General features: G+C 53.2%; 15 protein-coding genes. 10 read left to right on the forward strand and 5 right to left on the reverse strand.

Translation table 11 applies throughout. From position 1 onward, the window contains the following. Position 1 precedes the first annotated feature (1 nt). Both atpH and ACO064_RS21600 read left to right on the forward strand, forming a co-directional pair. Positions 2–538, forward strand: a complete 537-nt coding sequence (gene atpH / locus ACO064_RS21595; protein WP_421829295.1) for an ATP synthase F1 subunit delta — start codon at positions 2–4, stop codon at positions 536–538. Positions 539–658: 120 nt separating this feature from the next. Beyond that, complete coding sequence (locus ACO064_RS21600; protein WP_421829296.1) at positions 659–1717, forward strand: CHC2 zinc finger domain-containing protein; 1059 nt, start codon at positions 659–661, stop codon at positions 1715–1717. A 3-nt stretch (positions 1718–1720) separates the two neighbouring features. Here ACO064_RS21600 and ACO064_RS21605 read toward each other — a convergent pair whose 3' ends face one another. Beyond that, positions 1721–2161: a GNAT family N-acetyltransferase gene (locus tag ACO064_RS21605; protein ID WP_421829297.1), complete on the reverse strand. Its 441-nt coding sequence runs from the start codon at positions 2159–2161 to the stop codon at positions 1721–1723. 86 nt (positions 2162–2247) lie between these two features. Between ACO064_RS21605 and ACO064_RS21610 the strand changes: the two genes are divergently transcribed. Beyond that, a complete protein-coding gene (locus ACO064_RS21610; protein ID WP_421829298.1) occupies positions 2248–3486 on the forward strand; it encodes a DUF6786 family protein in 1239 nt (412 codons plus the stop codon). Between the two features lie 71 nt (positions 3487–3557). On the opposite strand, the gene ACO064_RS21615 is transcribed toward ACO064_RS21610, so the two are convergent. Together ACO064_RS21615 and ACO064_RS21620 are read right to left on the reverse strand one after the other, a co-directional pair. Continuing rightward, positions 3558–5489, reverse strand: a complete 1932-nt coding sequence (locus ACO064_RS21615; protein ID WP_421829299.1) for a hypothetical protein — start codon at positions 5487–5489, stop codon at positions 3558–3560. A gap of 3 nt (positions 5490–5492) precedes the next feature. Then, entirely contained in the window at positions 5493–6143 is a 651-nt protein-coding gene (locus ACO064_RS21620) for an oxidoreductase (RefSeq protein ID WP_421829300.1), read from the reverse strand. An 83-nt stretch (positions 6144–6226) separates the two neighbouring features. Between ACO064_RS21620 and ACO064_RS21625 the strand changes: the two genes are divergently transcribed. Beyond that, positions 6227–8695 carry a TonB-dependent receptor plug domain-containing protein gene (locus tag ACO064_RS21625; RefSeq protein WP_421829301.1) on the forward strand — a complete coding sequence of 823 codons (2469 nt, stop codon included), beginning with the start codon at positions 6227–6229 and terminating at the stop codon, positions 8693–8695. Positions 8696–8713: 18 nt separating this feature from the next. On the opposite strand, the gene ACO064_RS21630 is transcribed toward ACO064_RS21625, so the two are convergent. Together ACO064_RS21630 and ACO064_RS21635 are read right to left on the reverse strand one after the other, a co-directional pair. Beyond that, the gene (locus ACO064_RS21630) at positions 8714–9235 is read right to left on the reverse strand and encodes a PAS domain-containing protein (protein WP_421829302.1); all 522 of its coding nucleotides are present in this window, start codon (positions 9233–9235) and stop codon (positions 8714–8716) included. 101 nt (positions 9236–9336) lie between these two features. Then, positions 9337–10185: a DUF481 domain-containing protein gene (locus ACO064_RS21635; RefSeq protein WP_421829303.1), complete on the reverse strand. Its 849-nt coding sequence runs from the start codon at positions 10183–10185 to the stop codon at positions 9337–9339. Positions 10186–10275: 90 nt separating this feature from the next. On the opposite strand from ACO064_RS21635, the gene ACO064_RS21640 reads away from it, so the two are divergent. The 6 genes from ACO064_RS21640 to ACO064_RS21665 all read left to right on the forward strand — a co-directional run bounded on the left by ACO064_RS21640 (position 10276) and on the right by ACO064_RS21665 (position 15050). Further along, on the forward strand, positions 10276–11259 hold the full coding sequence (locus tag ACO064_RS21640) for a Gfo/Idh/MocA family protein (protein ID WP_421829304.1): 984 nt from the start codon (positions 10276–10278) through the stop codon (positions 11257–11259). Positions 11260–11373: 114 nt separating this feature from the next. Then, positions 11374–12342, forward strand: coding sequence for a Kelch repeat-containing protein (locus ACO064_RS21645; protein ID WP_421829305.1), 969 nt, complete (start codon positions 11374–11376; stop codon positions 12340–12342). Between the two features lie 123 nt (positions 12343–12465). After that, on the forward strand, positions 12466–13638 hold the full coding sequence (locus tag ACO064_RS21650; protein ID WP_421829306.1) for an AIR synthase related protein: 1173 nt from the start codon (positions 12466–12468) through the stop codon (positions 13636–13638). A gap of 376 nt (positions 13639–14014) precedes the next feature. Beyond that, on the forward strand, positions 14015–14284 hold the full coding sequence (locus ACO064_RS21655; protein WP_421829307.1) for a DUF167 domain-containing protein: 270 nt from the start codon (positions 14015–14017) through the stop codon (positions 14282–14284). Positions 14285–14346: 62 nt separating this feature from the next. Continuing rightward, positions 14347–14856, forward strand: a complete 510-nt coding sequence (locus tag ACO064_RS21660; RefSeq protein ID WP_421829309.1) for an RNA polymerase sigma factor — start codon at positions 14347–14349, stop codon at positions 14854–14856. Further along, on the forward strand, positions 14853–15050 hold the full coding sequence (locus ACO064_RS21665) for a hypothetical protein (RefSeq protein ID WP_421829310.1): 198 nt from the start codon (positions 14853–14855) through the stop codon (positions 15048–15050). Before ACO064_RS21660 ends, ACO064_RS21665 begins: the two co-directional genes overlap by 4 nt. Positions 15051–15056: the final 6 nt, after the last annotated feature.

Consider the following 15056-nt stretch of genomic DNA (forward strand, 5'->3'; position numbering starts at 1 on the left):
AATGGCAGAGTCTACAGTAGCATTCCGATACGCTAAATCGCTGATCGACCTCGCGAAAGAGAAGCAGAAGGTCGAAGAGGTTTACAAAGATATGTTGTTTTTCAGCGACGTGGTTCGTAAAAACCGCGACCTGATGCTGGCCTTGAAAAGCCCGATTTTGCGTCATGAGAAGAAACTAAACGTTTTGCGGGCGATCTTTGAAAACCGCGTCGATCCCCTGTCATTTACCATTTTCAACATCATTTCGAAGAAAAACCGGGAAGGAATTATGGATAGCATCGCTTCCGAATTCGTCCGGCAGTACAACGAGTTGAAAGGCATCCAGAAGATTCAGGTGACAACGACGATACCGCTGACGGAGGAAATTCGGAAGCAGTTTATCGATGTCGTTGCCAAGGAAACCGGAAAGCAAATCGAACTCGAAGAAGCCATTGATCCGAAACTGATCGGCGGGTATATTCTCCGGATTGGCGACCGCCAGATCGATGCCTCGATCCGTAACCAACTGGCTGAACTGCGGTTGAGTTTTCTGAATTGATTTTTTGAGATAAGACCTGACAGGTGTCAGCTTTTAGTACCCTATAAAAAAACCGGACATCGAAGCACCTGCTTCGATGTCCGGTTTTTTTGTTAACATGCAGAGCCAAACGGTTACTAAATGGATCTGCTTACGCAAACCCGAACCATCGACATCGTCCGTGTTGTAACGGATTTGGGGTATGAACTGCACGAAAACCGCAAGATCGTGTGTCCGTTTCATGCCGAAAAAACGCCGTCGCTGGTCATCTATCCTCAGACCAACTCGTACCACTGCTTCGGATGCGGCAAACACGGTGACGTCATCAACTTCTACGCCGGAGTCGCCAACCTGGAATATACGGCGGCCATGCACGAACTGGCGTTCAATTACCTGCCCGATTACCGGCCGGAGCTTTACAGGAAAGGCCATCTGAATAAAATACAGGCACCGGTTTCCGCAAAACCGACGAAAATGACCTTACCGGCTGATACGAATGCCTACGTTTACCAACCGCTGCACAGCACGATTTATGAGGATTTCCAACGGATTTGTGCGTCGCAACCGGCCAATGCGGTGCGTGAGGAAGCCTGGCAGTATTTAATCAGTCGCGGGTTTTCAGAAACCACCTTGCGGAAATTTCGCCTGTTTGTTGTCAATGATTATCAGGCGGCTCAGGCACATTTACGGAGAACGTATCATTTGCCGGATTTGCAGGAATGCGGGTTATTCAACGAGAAAGGCAACCTGATTTTTTACCGGCATCCCATCATCATTCCCTATTACCGGAAGAACCGCATCGTTTATTTGCAGGGTCGGGTGATTGGAAATCCGTCCGAAACCGTATCCCGGTATCAGTTTTTGAGTGGTGTTCCGGTCGAGTTGTTCAGTGCAGATGTTACCGACCTGATCAAAACCGGGCAGACATTGTACGTCACCGAAGGCGCGCTGGACTGCATGACGCTGATGCAGGAAGGCATGCCCGCCGTTAGTCTGGGCAGCGCGACGATGTTCAAACGGGAATGGATGAAACTCTTCCGGCGGTTCGAGGTCTGTTTTTACTTCGACAATGATGCTGCCGGGCAAAAAGCCGCCCGGGAATACGGCGACTTGTTCAGCCAATACCGCATTTCGACCCGCACCAAAACGGTGAAAGAAGGCTACAAAGACGTGAATGACTATTTTTCGAAGCGCGGGTAATTGCTACTGAAACTCCTTCACAAACTTGAAATGCGAGGGCTGGAACGTCAGTTGCTGGTAAAACCGGTGCGTATGCGTCCGTTTCTGGTTGGCCGTCACTTCGAGATTGACAAAACCGTGAGCCTCAGCGAGTTGTTCCATCGCGGCAACGAGTTGGCGGCCAATCTGCTGGTTTCGGTATTCCGGCATCACGTACAACTCCTGAATTTCGCCCACTTTACCGGTATGATGCAGCAGGTATTGCACGTGGCAGCTAATGAACCCAACAATATCTTCGTTGACTTCCGCGACTAAATAATGCACCCGTTTGTCGGTCAGGTTCCGTTGAAATACCGCCCGAAACGCCACCGCATTGAGTTGGGTTTCTTCCAGTTCGCAAATGAAACGGTAAAGCGTTCCAACATCCTGATAATCAGCCGGGCGAATGGTTGCCTCGAAGGTCATGTTCGGAGAAAGATTAAATGAGGTTTTCGGGAAGTGAATAAGAAGTGGTTAATTTCGGAAAATTCTGACAAATCCTAAGCCAAATAATGAAAAAAGTGAGTCTTTGGGTAGTTTTGCCCTGCCTGGCGGGCGCGCTGTCCTGCCAATCCACCTCTTCCAGCGAAGAAAAAACGTCCCCAACCGATACCACCCAAACCCGTATGTTTGCTTCCGACGCAGCCTTTCTCCGGCAATACCACCCCGATTTAGTGACCTTGCAAGACGGTAAATCCCAGGTTCTCATCTGTCCGGCGTATCAGGGCCGGATCATGACCAGCACCGCCGATGGCGAAACGAGCTACGGCTGGATCAATCGCGAGCTGATTCAGTCGGGGAAATTACTGCCGCACATGAATGCGTTCGGTGGAGAAGACCGTTTTTGGCTGGGGCCGGAGGGTGGACAATTTGCCATTTACTTCAAACCGGGTGCAAAATTTACCGGCGACGACTGGCAAACGCCCGCAGCCATCGACTCTGAACCGTTCGTGCTGGCGTCGAAAGATGCGCGTTCGGCCCGGTTTACGAAAGCCTTTGAACTGACGAATTATTCCGGGACAAAGTTTAGTGTCGGCGTAGAACGTGAAGTCCGGCTGTTGCGCGCGGAGCAGATCAGCCAGGTTTTGGGGGCGACGGATGCGTATTTAAACGACTCGCTGAAGATCGTGGGGGTCGAATCCGTCAACACTCTGACCAATACCGGCAAAGAGCCGTGGACGAAAGAAAAAGGGCTGTTGTCGATCTGGATTCTGGGCATGTTCAACGCATCGCCGGAAGCCACGATTGTGGTGCCGTTTCAACCCGGCCCGGGGCAGGCCATCAACGACAGTTATTTTGGTAAAATACCGGCATCGCGGCTGGTGGTGAACGACAGCGTGGCTTTCTTCAAGGCGGATGCCAATGCGCGCGGTAAAATCGGGGTGCCGCCCGCCCGCGTCAAAAACCGGCTGGGCAGCTACGATCCCGGTTCCCAAACCCTCACGCTGGTCACGTTTACCTACGATCCGTCTCATCGTGATTACGTCAATTCGGCCTGGGAAATTCAGAAAGAGCCGTTTGCGGGCGATGTGGCCAACGCCTACAACGACGGGCCGATGAAACCGGGTCAGCCGCAGATGGGAAAATTCTACGAACTGGAAAGCTCTTCACCCGCTGCCGCCCTCGCGCCCGGTGGCCGCCTGACGCACACGCACACGACGCTGCACATCCAGGGTGATGAGCCGCAGCTGGACAAAATGGCCCGGCAATGGCTGGGCGTTTCGCTGGCGGAAATTGTAAATGCGTTTTGATAAACCGTTAAAACGGTTGCCAAAACATCTTCATTTTCTCCAAACCCACGGTTCAAACCGTGGGCTGAACATTATACTGCCCTGGTTTCCCATTCCGCGAAAACCGTTGCGTACGGTTTTAATTCAATCCGCAATAATTCATGATCAGGACTGAGACTCTCGCCCGATTCCTCCCAAAAGGCTTCCGGCGAAAAACAGGCTTTCCCGAATGAGGATTCGTCCAGCGTCCGCATCCTGACTGTCCGGGGAATCGGCGCAGAAACCATTTGCGGTTCATCGGTCAGATTGGCCAGGATCAAAACCGCTTTGTCGTCCTTTTGCAGACACAGGGCTTCGACCTTGAACGGCTGGCTGCTGGTGGTCGGCAGCACCCTGCCTGCCCGAAAACCGTTCACGAATCGAAAGATCCAGTACAGCGGAAAAACCATACCGGCTTCGGCAGCGAACTGGTTGGGATAAGCCGATGCAAAATCGCCCTGCACAATTCCCTCTTCACCCACGGTTTCGTAATAGGTAACGGAATGGGCGCCGGCCTGAATCAAACCCTTCAAACTAGCCAGCGTCCAGGCGGCCCCGAACAGCGACATTTGCCGGGCATCGGTCGAAAAAGGCATCTGATTGTTTGCCGGATCGGTGTCGTTGCCCGTTGCGTCGGGATTAAAACGCGGTCGCAGCGTGACGGGCGAAACGTGAACGTTCGGCGTCCAGTGCCGGGCATCCCGGACGGTGTCGGGTTGGGCTGTGGTATTTTCCATCAGCGTCAGATTATCGACCGCGTGGGCCTGCGGACTGATGGCGTAGCTGAGAAAATCGACGGTTTCGAGCGGTGGCGTTTGCCGGTTGATGGCCACAAAAAAAGCATTCGTTCCGGCTCCGATCTGCGCATTGGGAAAAGCCTGACGAATCGGCGACGTTACTTCATGCAGCAGCGTCGCCGGGGTTGATTTGGCAAAGTTACTGAGAATCGTTACGGAATAAACCAGCGCCGGATCGACCGGTTCTTTCAGAAAACTGTACAGTTCATAATTTGCCAGCTGGTTGAAAATCAAAACCAATTCGAGCTTTACATTCAGCAAAACCGCATCGTCGACGGCTTTCCGGAAGGTTCCCTGCCAATCGGAGTGCTGGAAGTTAACCTCGACGCGCAGGTGATGGAAGCAGGCTTCTTTGAGCAGATGCACCACCGAATCCGTCAGCACTTCGAGGTTGGCACCCAGCCCGATGGTGGGCAGCGGAAGCGTTTCGGAATCAAATGTAATAGCGGTTTCTGAGGGATCGGATTTCACATTCAACGGGCTGGCAAATGAACCGACCAGACGGAGTTCAACCGACTGCTGGATGGTGTCACCAGTTTGAAGCAGCACCGGAAACGCACGCGAAAGGGGCGTACAGTACGTTTTGTAAGAAGCATCGGTCCAGTTGCGCTGGTCTTCGGTTTCGAAAACATCGCCCACGAACCACAAAACCGCCGAGCTGTTGTCGGAAACCGGCCACTGCATTTCCCGGATGTTCAGAAAAGGCTGGTGGGGGCTGATGCCTTCCGGGAACGGAGCGACGGTCTGGCTGCCGTCGGGGTGCGTGAGGGTACAGGGCTGGCCGGCACATTCCGGAATGGGATGTAAAATGCAGAAACCGGCGCGATTGCGCTGGAAGTCGGCGAGGGCTTCGCCATCGATGTTGAATTGGATCGTTCCGTCCGGTTCGCCGATGATTTCGCATTGCCAGCGCAGGTGGACGGTTTCGTTCCGGCACACGCTGGTATACCGAATGCGAAACGAATCGGCCTCTTGGTCAATGGTTTCACTTTCAATCACCATCGGGGCCGTGGCCCAGTTGGGGTCGCGGATGGCGTGGTAAATCAGACGGAGAACTTCGTGGTTGCCCAGGCGAATGTACCGCAGAAAACCGTGTTCATACTGCATCGTCAGCGGTCCGGCGCGGAGTATACGGGGTTCCGGCAGCGGCTTGGGCTGGCCGTACTGGATCAGGGAAGGAGCATACATAGGTTAGAAATTCTGCAACTGATCCGATTCGATGATGTGCTTCCCGGTCAGTCCTTCCTGGGCTTTTTGAAACATGGCGTTGGCCACGCTTTCCACCCGGATGCCTTTGTATTTGGCGGGAATCAGCGGATTGAGCAACTTCATCAATCCTTCCCCAATGCGTTCGCCCAACCGGAATTCATGGCGGTCGCCGAGCAGGAGGGAAGGCCGGAAAATAAACAGGGCCGGATAGTTCAGGGCGGTCAGGTCACGTTCCAGTTCGCCTTTAACACGGTTGTAGAAAATCGACGAATCAGGATTGGCTCCCATCGAAGAAACTAAAAAAAATTGCTTCGCCCGGTTGACCAAAGCGCGTTGTGCAACGTCTAATGGATATTTGCAATCAATTTTTCGAAAGGCATCTTTGGACCCCGCTTTTTTCATGGTGGTGCCGAGGCAGCAAAAAACGTCGTCGGCCTGCACCAGTAAACCGTTCGGATGGTCAAAATCATACTGGATTTCCTGTAAACGGGGGTGTTGCCACCCTAACGAATGCCGGACCAGCACTTTAACTTTTTCGTAGGCTGAAGAATCCAGCAGGCGATGGGTCAATGCATTTCCAACCAGGCCGGTCGCTCCAACAACAAGCGCGGTTTTAAGAATGGGCTGTGTCATTATTTAGGGTTAGTGGCCGTTAAGATTGCTAATTTATGAGCGAGTATTTGTTTTTTTACCACATTATTTCGAAAAACTACTAAATGAATCTACTAAGTGCTTCGTTTCGACGTTTCGGATGGTTTGTAGCCGCATCGGTTTTACTGGCATTCAGTTTGGCCGATGACACCTTTCCGGTCTACCTGGTCGAACGGTTACAGGCGTTCAATACGGCCTACCCGAAAGAAAAAGTTTACGTTCAGACCGACAAACCGTATTATACCGTTGGCGAAACGATCTGGCTGAAAGGCTATTTGTTCGATGGGCCGTCGCACCTGGCCGATTCCGTCAGCAAGGTTCTGTATGTGGATCTGCTGCAAATCGAGAGCCAGAAAGTGGTGGTTCACCGAATTTTAAAAGCAGAAAACGGATATGCCACCGGTGATATTGTCCTGGGCGACTCCCTGGCGTCGGGCGCGTACCTGTTGCGGGCCTACACGGGCTGGATGCGGAATTTTCCGGAAGAGTATTTTTTCAGCAAACCGCTGACACTGCTGCGAACCGACGTCGGACCCGTTCAGGCCATGACCACTTCGCCGGGTGCGCGGCAACCGGATGTGCAGTTTTTTCCGGAAGGTGGGCAACTGGTGAACGGAATCGAGGGACGCGTAGCTTTCAAAACGGTGAGCCCGGCGGGAAAAGGGCTGGAAACGTCCGGTTTTGTGCTGAGTTCGGCGGGTGATACCGTCACCGGTTTTTTGACGAAACACCTGGGCATGGGCTATTTTTCGATCAAACCGGAAACCGGCCAGACCTATACGGCTTTTGTTAAACTCGGCGATGGCAGTACGCATCAGTATCCATTGCCAGCCGCCCGGCCGGAAGGCTACATGATGGTGGTCGATAACATCACCAACCGCGAAAATGTGCGCATCTACGTCCGAAACAACAAACCGGCCAGCGTTCAGGGGCGATTTACCGTGATTGCACAATCGCGGGGGAAAGCCGTTCAGGCAGCGCAGGGGGAGGTCACGAAAAAAGCCGTCGTGGTCCAAATTCCCCGGCAGTTGTTTCCGGAAGGCATTTCGCAGTTGACCTTGTTCGACGAAGCCAACCAGCCGGTTTGTGAACGACTCATTTTTATCGAAAAAAATAACCGCCTGACCATTCAGGTGAAACCGTCTAAACCCACGTTCAGTCCGCGCGAGAAAGTGGAGTTGAATGTTTCCGTAACGGACGAGTCGGGAAAACCGGCCCGAGCCAACCTTTCGCTGGCGGCCACCGATGCCGGTCAGGTGCTGGACAAAGAGCCGTATGCCGCCGATCTGGTGTCGCACCTGCTGCTCAACTCCGACCTGAAAGGCAGCGTGGAGCAACCCGGTTATTATTTCGATCCCGCGAACAAAGAGCGTTTGCCGGATCTGGATGTGCTGATGATGACGCAGGGCTGGCGTCGGTTTGTCTGGAAAGAGGTGTTGCAGGAAACCTATCCGGCTCCGCAGTATCCGATTGAACAGGGGCTGTCGCTGTCGGGCCGGGTGGTTCGGCCCAATCAGAAAACGCCCGGCAAAGTCACGTTGACCGTGCTGGTGATGCAGCCCGATAGTACGCGCGACATTCTGTCGGGCGAAGCGGACGAAAACGGTCGTTTCGGCGTACACGGCCTGTCGTTTCAGGATTCGACGCGGGTGATGATTCAGGCGGTGATGGGCAAGAACAACCGAAATCTGGAAATTCAGCTCGACAACCTCATCAAGCCGACGGTAAAGCTGACGAAAATACCGTACAATCCCCTCGTTTTCCAGCGGGATGAGCTGGCCGATTATCTGAAACACGTCAAGCAATACCAGGAAATTGAAGCCCAAATCCGGCGAAATCGGGAGATTTTACTGAAAGAAGTAACGGTTCGTAAAAAACGGGAAGCCCCCACGGACTCCCGGAAAATTTACGGCCAGGCCAGCAATACCATCAAAGTGGATCAAACCATGACGGGTGGAGCCATGACGGTTTTGGATATGCTGCGGGGGCGGGTTGCGGGCGTCAACGTGTCGGGCAGTGCCATGAATCCAACCGTTCAGATTCGCGGTGCCGCCAATTTTGCGGGGGTGGTCGAACCGCTGTTTCTCATCGACGGCATGCCGGTTTCCAAAGAAAGCATCCTGACGGTGTCGGTATATGATGTGGAGTCTATCGACGTGCTGAAAGGTGCTTCGGCCACGATCTTCGGCAGTCGGGCGAGTGGTGGCGCGATTGCGGTGTATACCAAACGCGGATCACCGGATTATGATTATACCAAGGACAAGTCGCCCGGAACGCTGGTGGCGGTGGTGCCGGGCTATCGGGCCGTTCGGGCGTTTTATGCCCCGCGCTACGACGAAGCCAAACCCGAGCATGTCCGGCCGGATTTCCGGTCGACCCTGCACTGGGCTCCGATGATTCAAACCGGGGACGACGGAAAAGCGCAGATTACTTTCTTTGCTTCCGACGCCCGCACTCCGGTTCGGGTGGTGGCCGAAGGCGCGTCGACCGATGGCCGACCGGGGGTAGGAAAGGCGGTTTTTGAGGTTAAATAAGCGGTTTTATCCCGTCCGTTACACTTCTTTTTCCACGGCAATGTAATGGGTCAGTTCCCCTCGTTTGTTCCAGATCGGGTCAATTTCAATGTCGCAGAGATACGTTGACCCGCCTTTCCGGTAATTGACAAGCTGTTGGAAAATGGGTTGCGTACGCTGACCGTTTTGGGCCAGCTCCAGGTCTAATGATAACTGGCGGATTCGGGCGGGGTCCGTATTCGGTCCCTGCAAAAACCGGGGTGAACGCCCAATGACTTCCGCGGGGGTGTAACCCGTCATGGCTAAAAACCGGTGGCTAACCCACAAAATCGACCGGGCCGCATTTGAAACGATGAGCGTATAGCCGTCGTTGAGCGCTTTCCCGTAGTCGCGGGTCAGTTTCCAGTCAAAAACCTCGGCGAATTCGTTTAGCCTGTCTACTTCACGCCGGTGTTGACGATCCTGAGCCTGGTCGAGCAAAAACACTTCCAGACTGGCAGCCGGAAAAGGCCGGGCCGAAGCCGACGTGTGCTGCAGGTAGTCCGTGTAGGATTGGTTCATAGTCATGCAAATGGGCCTGTGGGGGCTGTTACGTATAGTGTGGGTGAGTTCACGAAAGTGGAAAAGATAATCGGTTTGCGGCTGGTTACCAACAATACCGGTCATTTTACCTCCAGAACCAGGCCCGTTGTCCACCGGAAATCGTTGTTTTTTCGACCTGCGGCTACGACACTTTCATACGAATTCTGAATCGCTGTTCGCACGCCAATGAGTGAGGTCAGCCGAATCTGGAAAGCCAGACTGCCGTTCCAGCGGAGGTTGGGCTGGTTGAGGGCCGGTTGCATGAAAACCGTGTGCGTAATCGAATACCGGCCCTGATCCCACTGGTATTCCCCAAAGATCCGCGTAGAATTTCGCAAGACGTTGACATCCTGCACCTCGGCGGAGTTGGTGATGAAATCTGTGTATTCGTACAACAGCACATTGGTAACCGACAGGTAAGCATTCTTGCGACTGAGCAATTTGTAGCCAACGCCCGCTCCGCCGGTGAGCCGCTGGTGGATTTTGCGGAGGTTACTGATTTCGACGGCCCCAAAACCGAGGTAATAAAACTTGCGTTCGTGGAGGTAAGTCGTGCGGAAATCAGCCAGAATTTCCCGTTCATTCAACTGCTGGTTCTGGCGTCCGTAGGCAAAAGACGGGTTGCTGGCAAACCGGAAAAGCTGACTCACCGCCCAGTCGAACGCGCCACCAACCTGAATCAACGCCCGGTTGACGTTCCCGGCGGTCACGGTGCCGTCGGCCGTAATTTTGTAGTGAAAACCCGTGGGGTCGCTGGCTGCGACGGGGGCGGCCTTGGCTTCTTCCTCTTTTTTCAGGCGGGCGGTAGAATCCGAAGCGACCGAGTCGACGGGCGCGGCCGTTTTCAGGGTGTCTGGCGTAACCACTTGAGTGTGGCCCGTTAGGGGTAAAAACAGGCCGAATAGAAGGCTGATTTTAAAGAAAGTCATAGGCAAAAATACGATGGCTTCTTGTCTATAACCCCTGATGCCGTACATTTGGTCTACAGTTGTTCCCAAAATGTTTCAATTGCCCTGCATATGGCCGTGATTCGTTGGGGCGTTCTCGGCCTGGGCCGAATTGCCCATAAATTTGTTCAGGATCTCCAAACCGTCCCGGATGTTGAACTGCTCGCGGTGGCCTCCACCAGTCAGGAACGGGCCGATGCGTTTGCGGCCCAATATGGTGCCAAACACGCTTATGGTTCCTACGAAGACCTGCTGACCTGTGAGGGGCTGGACGTGGTCTACATCGCCACGACGCACAATCACCACTTCGAAAACACAATGCTGTGCCTGAATGCAGGCATTGCGGTTTTGTGCGAAAAACCGTTTGCTATGAATGCCGGTCAGGTTCGGCAGATGGTCGAAACGGCGCGGTCGAAACAGGTGTTTCTGATGGAAGCGCTCTGGAGCCGGTTTATGCCGTCGGTGCAGAAAGCCCGGGAACTGGCCGAAAATCAGGCAATTGGGCGGGTGAAGGGATTGCGGGCGGATTTTGGGTTTATTGCGCCCGTCGTTCCCGAAAAACGGATGTACAACAAGGCGTTGGGCGGTGGTTCGCTGATGGACATTGGGATTTATCCGTTATTTTTGTCGTACGCATTTCTGGGAATGCCCCAAACGATTAAAGCCACAGCGGTTTTTGGGTCAACGGGGGTCGATGAACAATGCGGCATGGTGTTGACCTACGCCGACAATCAACTGGCGGTTTTGAACAGTACGGTGGTGTCGAAAACCGAAACCGACGCGGTGCTGTATGGCGAAACCGGAAATCTGTATTTACCCGGTCGGTTTCACGAGGGGGATTCGGTTGTGCATCAACCCACAGATGGGGAGCCGCAGACGTTTACTTTTGCCCGAACCACCTGGGGCTACGATTATGAAGCCGAGCATGTTTCGGACTGTTTGCGCCAGAAGAAAACCGAAAGTCCGTTGTGGTCGCTCGACGATAGCCTGAACCTGATCGGTTTGCTGGATGCCGTACGGGCCGAAGCGGGGATTGTGTATGAAGAGGATAACTAGTTTACGGTTTACAGTTTTCAGTTTACGGTGGCTGACGCATGCTGGCTATCGTAGGAACAAGAATGCGTCAGCTAACCGAAAACCGAAAACTGTAAACCAAAAACCCATATTGTTATGAACAAAAAACGCCTTGCCTTTTCAGTTCTGGCTCTTTTCGGTTCTACCTGGGCAAGCGCCCAAACCTGGGAGCAGGTCAAGTATAAAAACGAGTGCGAAAAGCGTCATGAAAACGCAGCGGCTCTCGTTGGCGATAGTCTGTATGCCATCGGCGGTCGCGGCATGAAACCGCTGGAAGCGTTGAACCTCAAGACCCTGATGTGGAAAAAACTGCCGACACCACCGGTGGAAATGAATCACTTTCAGGCCATTAATTACAAAGGCGAAGTATATGTGATGGGAGCGTTCGAGGGAAAATACCCGCACGAAACGCCCATTCCGAACATTTATATTTACAGCCCCAAAACCGGCGTCTGGCGCAAGGGTCCGGAAATTCCGAAAGACCAGTTGCGCGGATCGGCCGGCGTGGTGGTGTATAACGACAAGATTTACATGGTTTGCGGCATCATCGACGGCCATTTTGACGGCCATGTTTCCCGCCTGGACGAATACGATCCGAAAACGAACACCTGGAAACAACTGGCCGACGCGCCCCGCTCGCGTGATCACATCAGTGCCGCCGTGGTAGGCAATAAAATGTACCTGGCGGGTGGACGTCGCTCGTCGGCCAAAACCGGCCATGTGATCGATACGACCATGCCGGAAGTGGATGTCTATGATTTCAAAACCGGCAAATGGGAAACGCTTCCGTCGGAAAGCAACTTCCCGACGCTGCGGGCGGGCAGCACGGCGGTGACGAAAGACAACAAGGTGTGGGTGATTGGGGGCGAAAGCGAACAGTTGCTATCGCACAATGAAGCCGAAATTCTCGATCCAAAAACCAACCGCTGGACGTCGGGCCCGAAACTGAACGAAGGACGGCACGGTACGCAGGCGGTGGTCTATAAAAATCACATTTACATTCTGGCCGGATCGGCCAACCACGGCGGTGGCCCGGAACTGAATACCGTCGAAGTTTTAAAATAACCCACCCTGACAGCGCCGGGCCGTCGCTACGGTCGGAGACCCTGTCAGGGTGAAACTTAATTGCCCCGCTGACAGGGTCTTCGACCGTAGCGACGGCCCGGCGCTGTCAGGGGTTTGATAGATATGAACCAACCAACTGATCGTTACGCGCAGCGGGGTGTTTCGGCTTCCAAAGAAGACGTTCACAACGCTATTGCCAAACTGGATAAAGGACTCTTTCCCAAAGCGTTCTGCAAAATTGTTCCCGATGCGCTGGCGGGCGACCCGGACTATTGTACCATCATGCACGCCGATGGCGCCGGAACAAAGTCGTCGCTGGCGTATCTCTACTGGAAAGAAACCGGTGATCTGTCGGTCTGGCGGGGCATTGCGCAGGACGCCATTGTGATGAATACCGACGACCTGATTTGCGTGGGGTCCACCGGTCCGATGCTGTTGTCGTCGACCATTGGACGAAACAAAAACCGCATTCCGGGCGAAGTCATTGCCGAAATCATCGACGGGACCGAAGAGGTGCTGGCGATGTTGCGGCAACACGGCATCGACATTTCCAGCACCGGGGGCGAAACCGCCGATGTGGGCGATCTGGTCAGAACGATCATTGTCGACAGCACGGTGATTGCCCGGATGCGCCGGGACGAAGTGATTAGCAATGACCGGATTCAGGCCGGGGATGTGGTGGTCGGCCTGGCGTCGTTCGGGCAGGCGACCTACGAAAAAACCTACAACGGCGGCATGGGCAGCAACGGCCTGACCTCCGCGCGGCACGATGTGCTGGGGCATTATCTGGCCGACAAATACGCCGAAAGTTTCGACCCGGCCGTAGACCGGAGTCTGGTCTATAGCGGTTCGAAGCAGTTAACCGACCCGGTGGATGCGACCGGACTGAACGTTGGACAATTGATTCTGTCGCCAACGCGGACGTACGCGCCCGTTGCGAAAGCGCTGCTGGATGAACTGCGTCCGCAGATTCACGGTATGGTGCATTGCAGCGGGGGAGCGCAGACCAAAGTGTTGCATTTCATTGATAATCTGCATGTTATAAAGGATAATCTCTTTCCGATACCGCCTTTGTTTGCGTTGATTCAGCAGGAAAGCGGCACGGATTGGCAGGAAATGTACAAGGTGTTCAACATGGGCCACCGGCTGGAAATCTATCTGTCCGAAGCGAACGCCCAGCGGGTGATTGACATTGCCGGGCAGTTTGGTATCGAAGGCCGGATTATCGGTCGTGTTGAAGCATTCGAAGGAAAACGCGTGACGGTGCAGAGCGAAGTTGGGACGTTTGTGTATTGAGGATCAGGGGATTAATATTCTAATCGGTCATCCCTACGGGATTTTAGACCCTTCCCGCTTATCTCCACCCCGGTTGAAACCGGGGGTTACAAAATTGGTCATCCCTACGGGATTTTTGTATTCGAAAATCCCGTAGGGATGACCAATTTTGTAGCGGTGGGTGTTAACCCGCCGAATACGAAGGAATGGGATGCGAAAATCCCGTAGGGATGACTAATTTTGTAGGGGTGGGTGTTAACCCGCCCAATGCGGAGGAATTGGATGTGCAGAATCCCGTAGGGATGACGAATTTTGTAGGAGTGGGTGTTAACCCGCGGGGTTTTCGGGGAAAATCGGCGGTGCGATGACGATGAATTACCTAATCAACATGTAAACGATGGTGCTGCATCTGAAAGTGAAACCCGGCAGCAAAATCGATAAACTCTTTTTCGATGCGGCCGGGCAATTAAACGCCAAAATCAAGGCTCCGGCGCAGGACGGCAAGGCCAATGCGTATCTGGTAGAGTTTCTGGCGCGTCAGTTCGGAATCTCTAAATCTTCGGTTGAAATTATTTCCGGTTTTACCAATCCCCACAAACGACTGGAAATCAGTGCGGAAGAAGAGGATATTTCGAAAATATTGTCGGGTCTGGAAGGATTCAAATAAAAAAATCAGGCTGCGTGTGACTTTTTCCGACTTCCGGCAACTAATACCCCTGAATCCATTCGTTGACTCCGTCTGTGGCCAAAGCATCCGTACAACAGGAATTTGTGCAGCTCATTGCACAGCACCAGAAGCTGATCCACAGCCTTTGCAGCCTGTACTATCGGTTGCCGGAAGACCGAAAGGATCTTTTTCAGGAAATCGTTCTGCAACTTTGGAAGTCCTATCCATCATTTAATCACCAGTCTAAAGTCTCCACCTGGATTTACCGCGTAGCACTCAACACGGTTTTTGCCCGCATCCGGAAGGAAAAAGCACGGCCTGAGAATGTGCCTTTTTCGGAGCGGGAATTTCAACTTCCGTCGTTGGAAGTTGACCATGAATTAACGCAGGCATTGTATCAGGCCATTAGTCAGTTGTCAGACGTCGATAAAGCCATAATCATGCTCTACCTGGACGAACACAGTTACGATGAAATGGCAACGATTCTGGCGATGAGTCGAACGAATGTCAGTACAAAAATCAATCGGATTAAAGCCCGGTTGGGTCAGCTATTAAAAAAAGAACCGCTATGAATACCGACGACTTGAAACCGATCTGGAATGCCTACAAAGATCAGGTGGGAAAACAATCTCAGTGGAGCGAGGATGAACTGCTGCGCCTGATTCATTCAAAAACCGTCGTCTATCCTTGGTATAAACCGTATCAACACGTGGCCCTCAACTTTTGTGTCAGCCTCTTTTTACTGGGCATCACCACGGGCTGCTAATCTCCT

It is taken from the genome of Larkinella sp., assembly GCF_965227735.1.
Taxonomy (GTDB): Bacteria; Bacteroidota; Bacteroidia; order Cytophagales; family Spirosomataceae; genus Larkinella.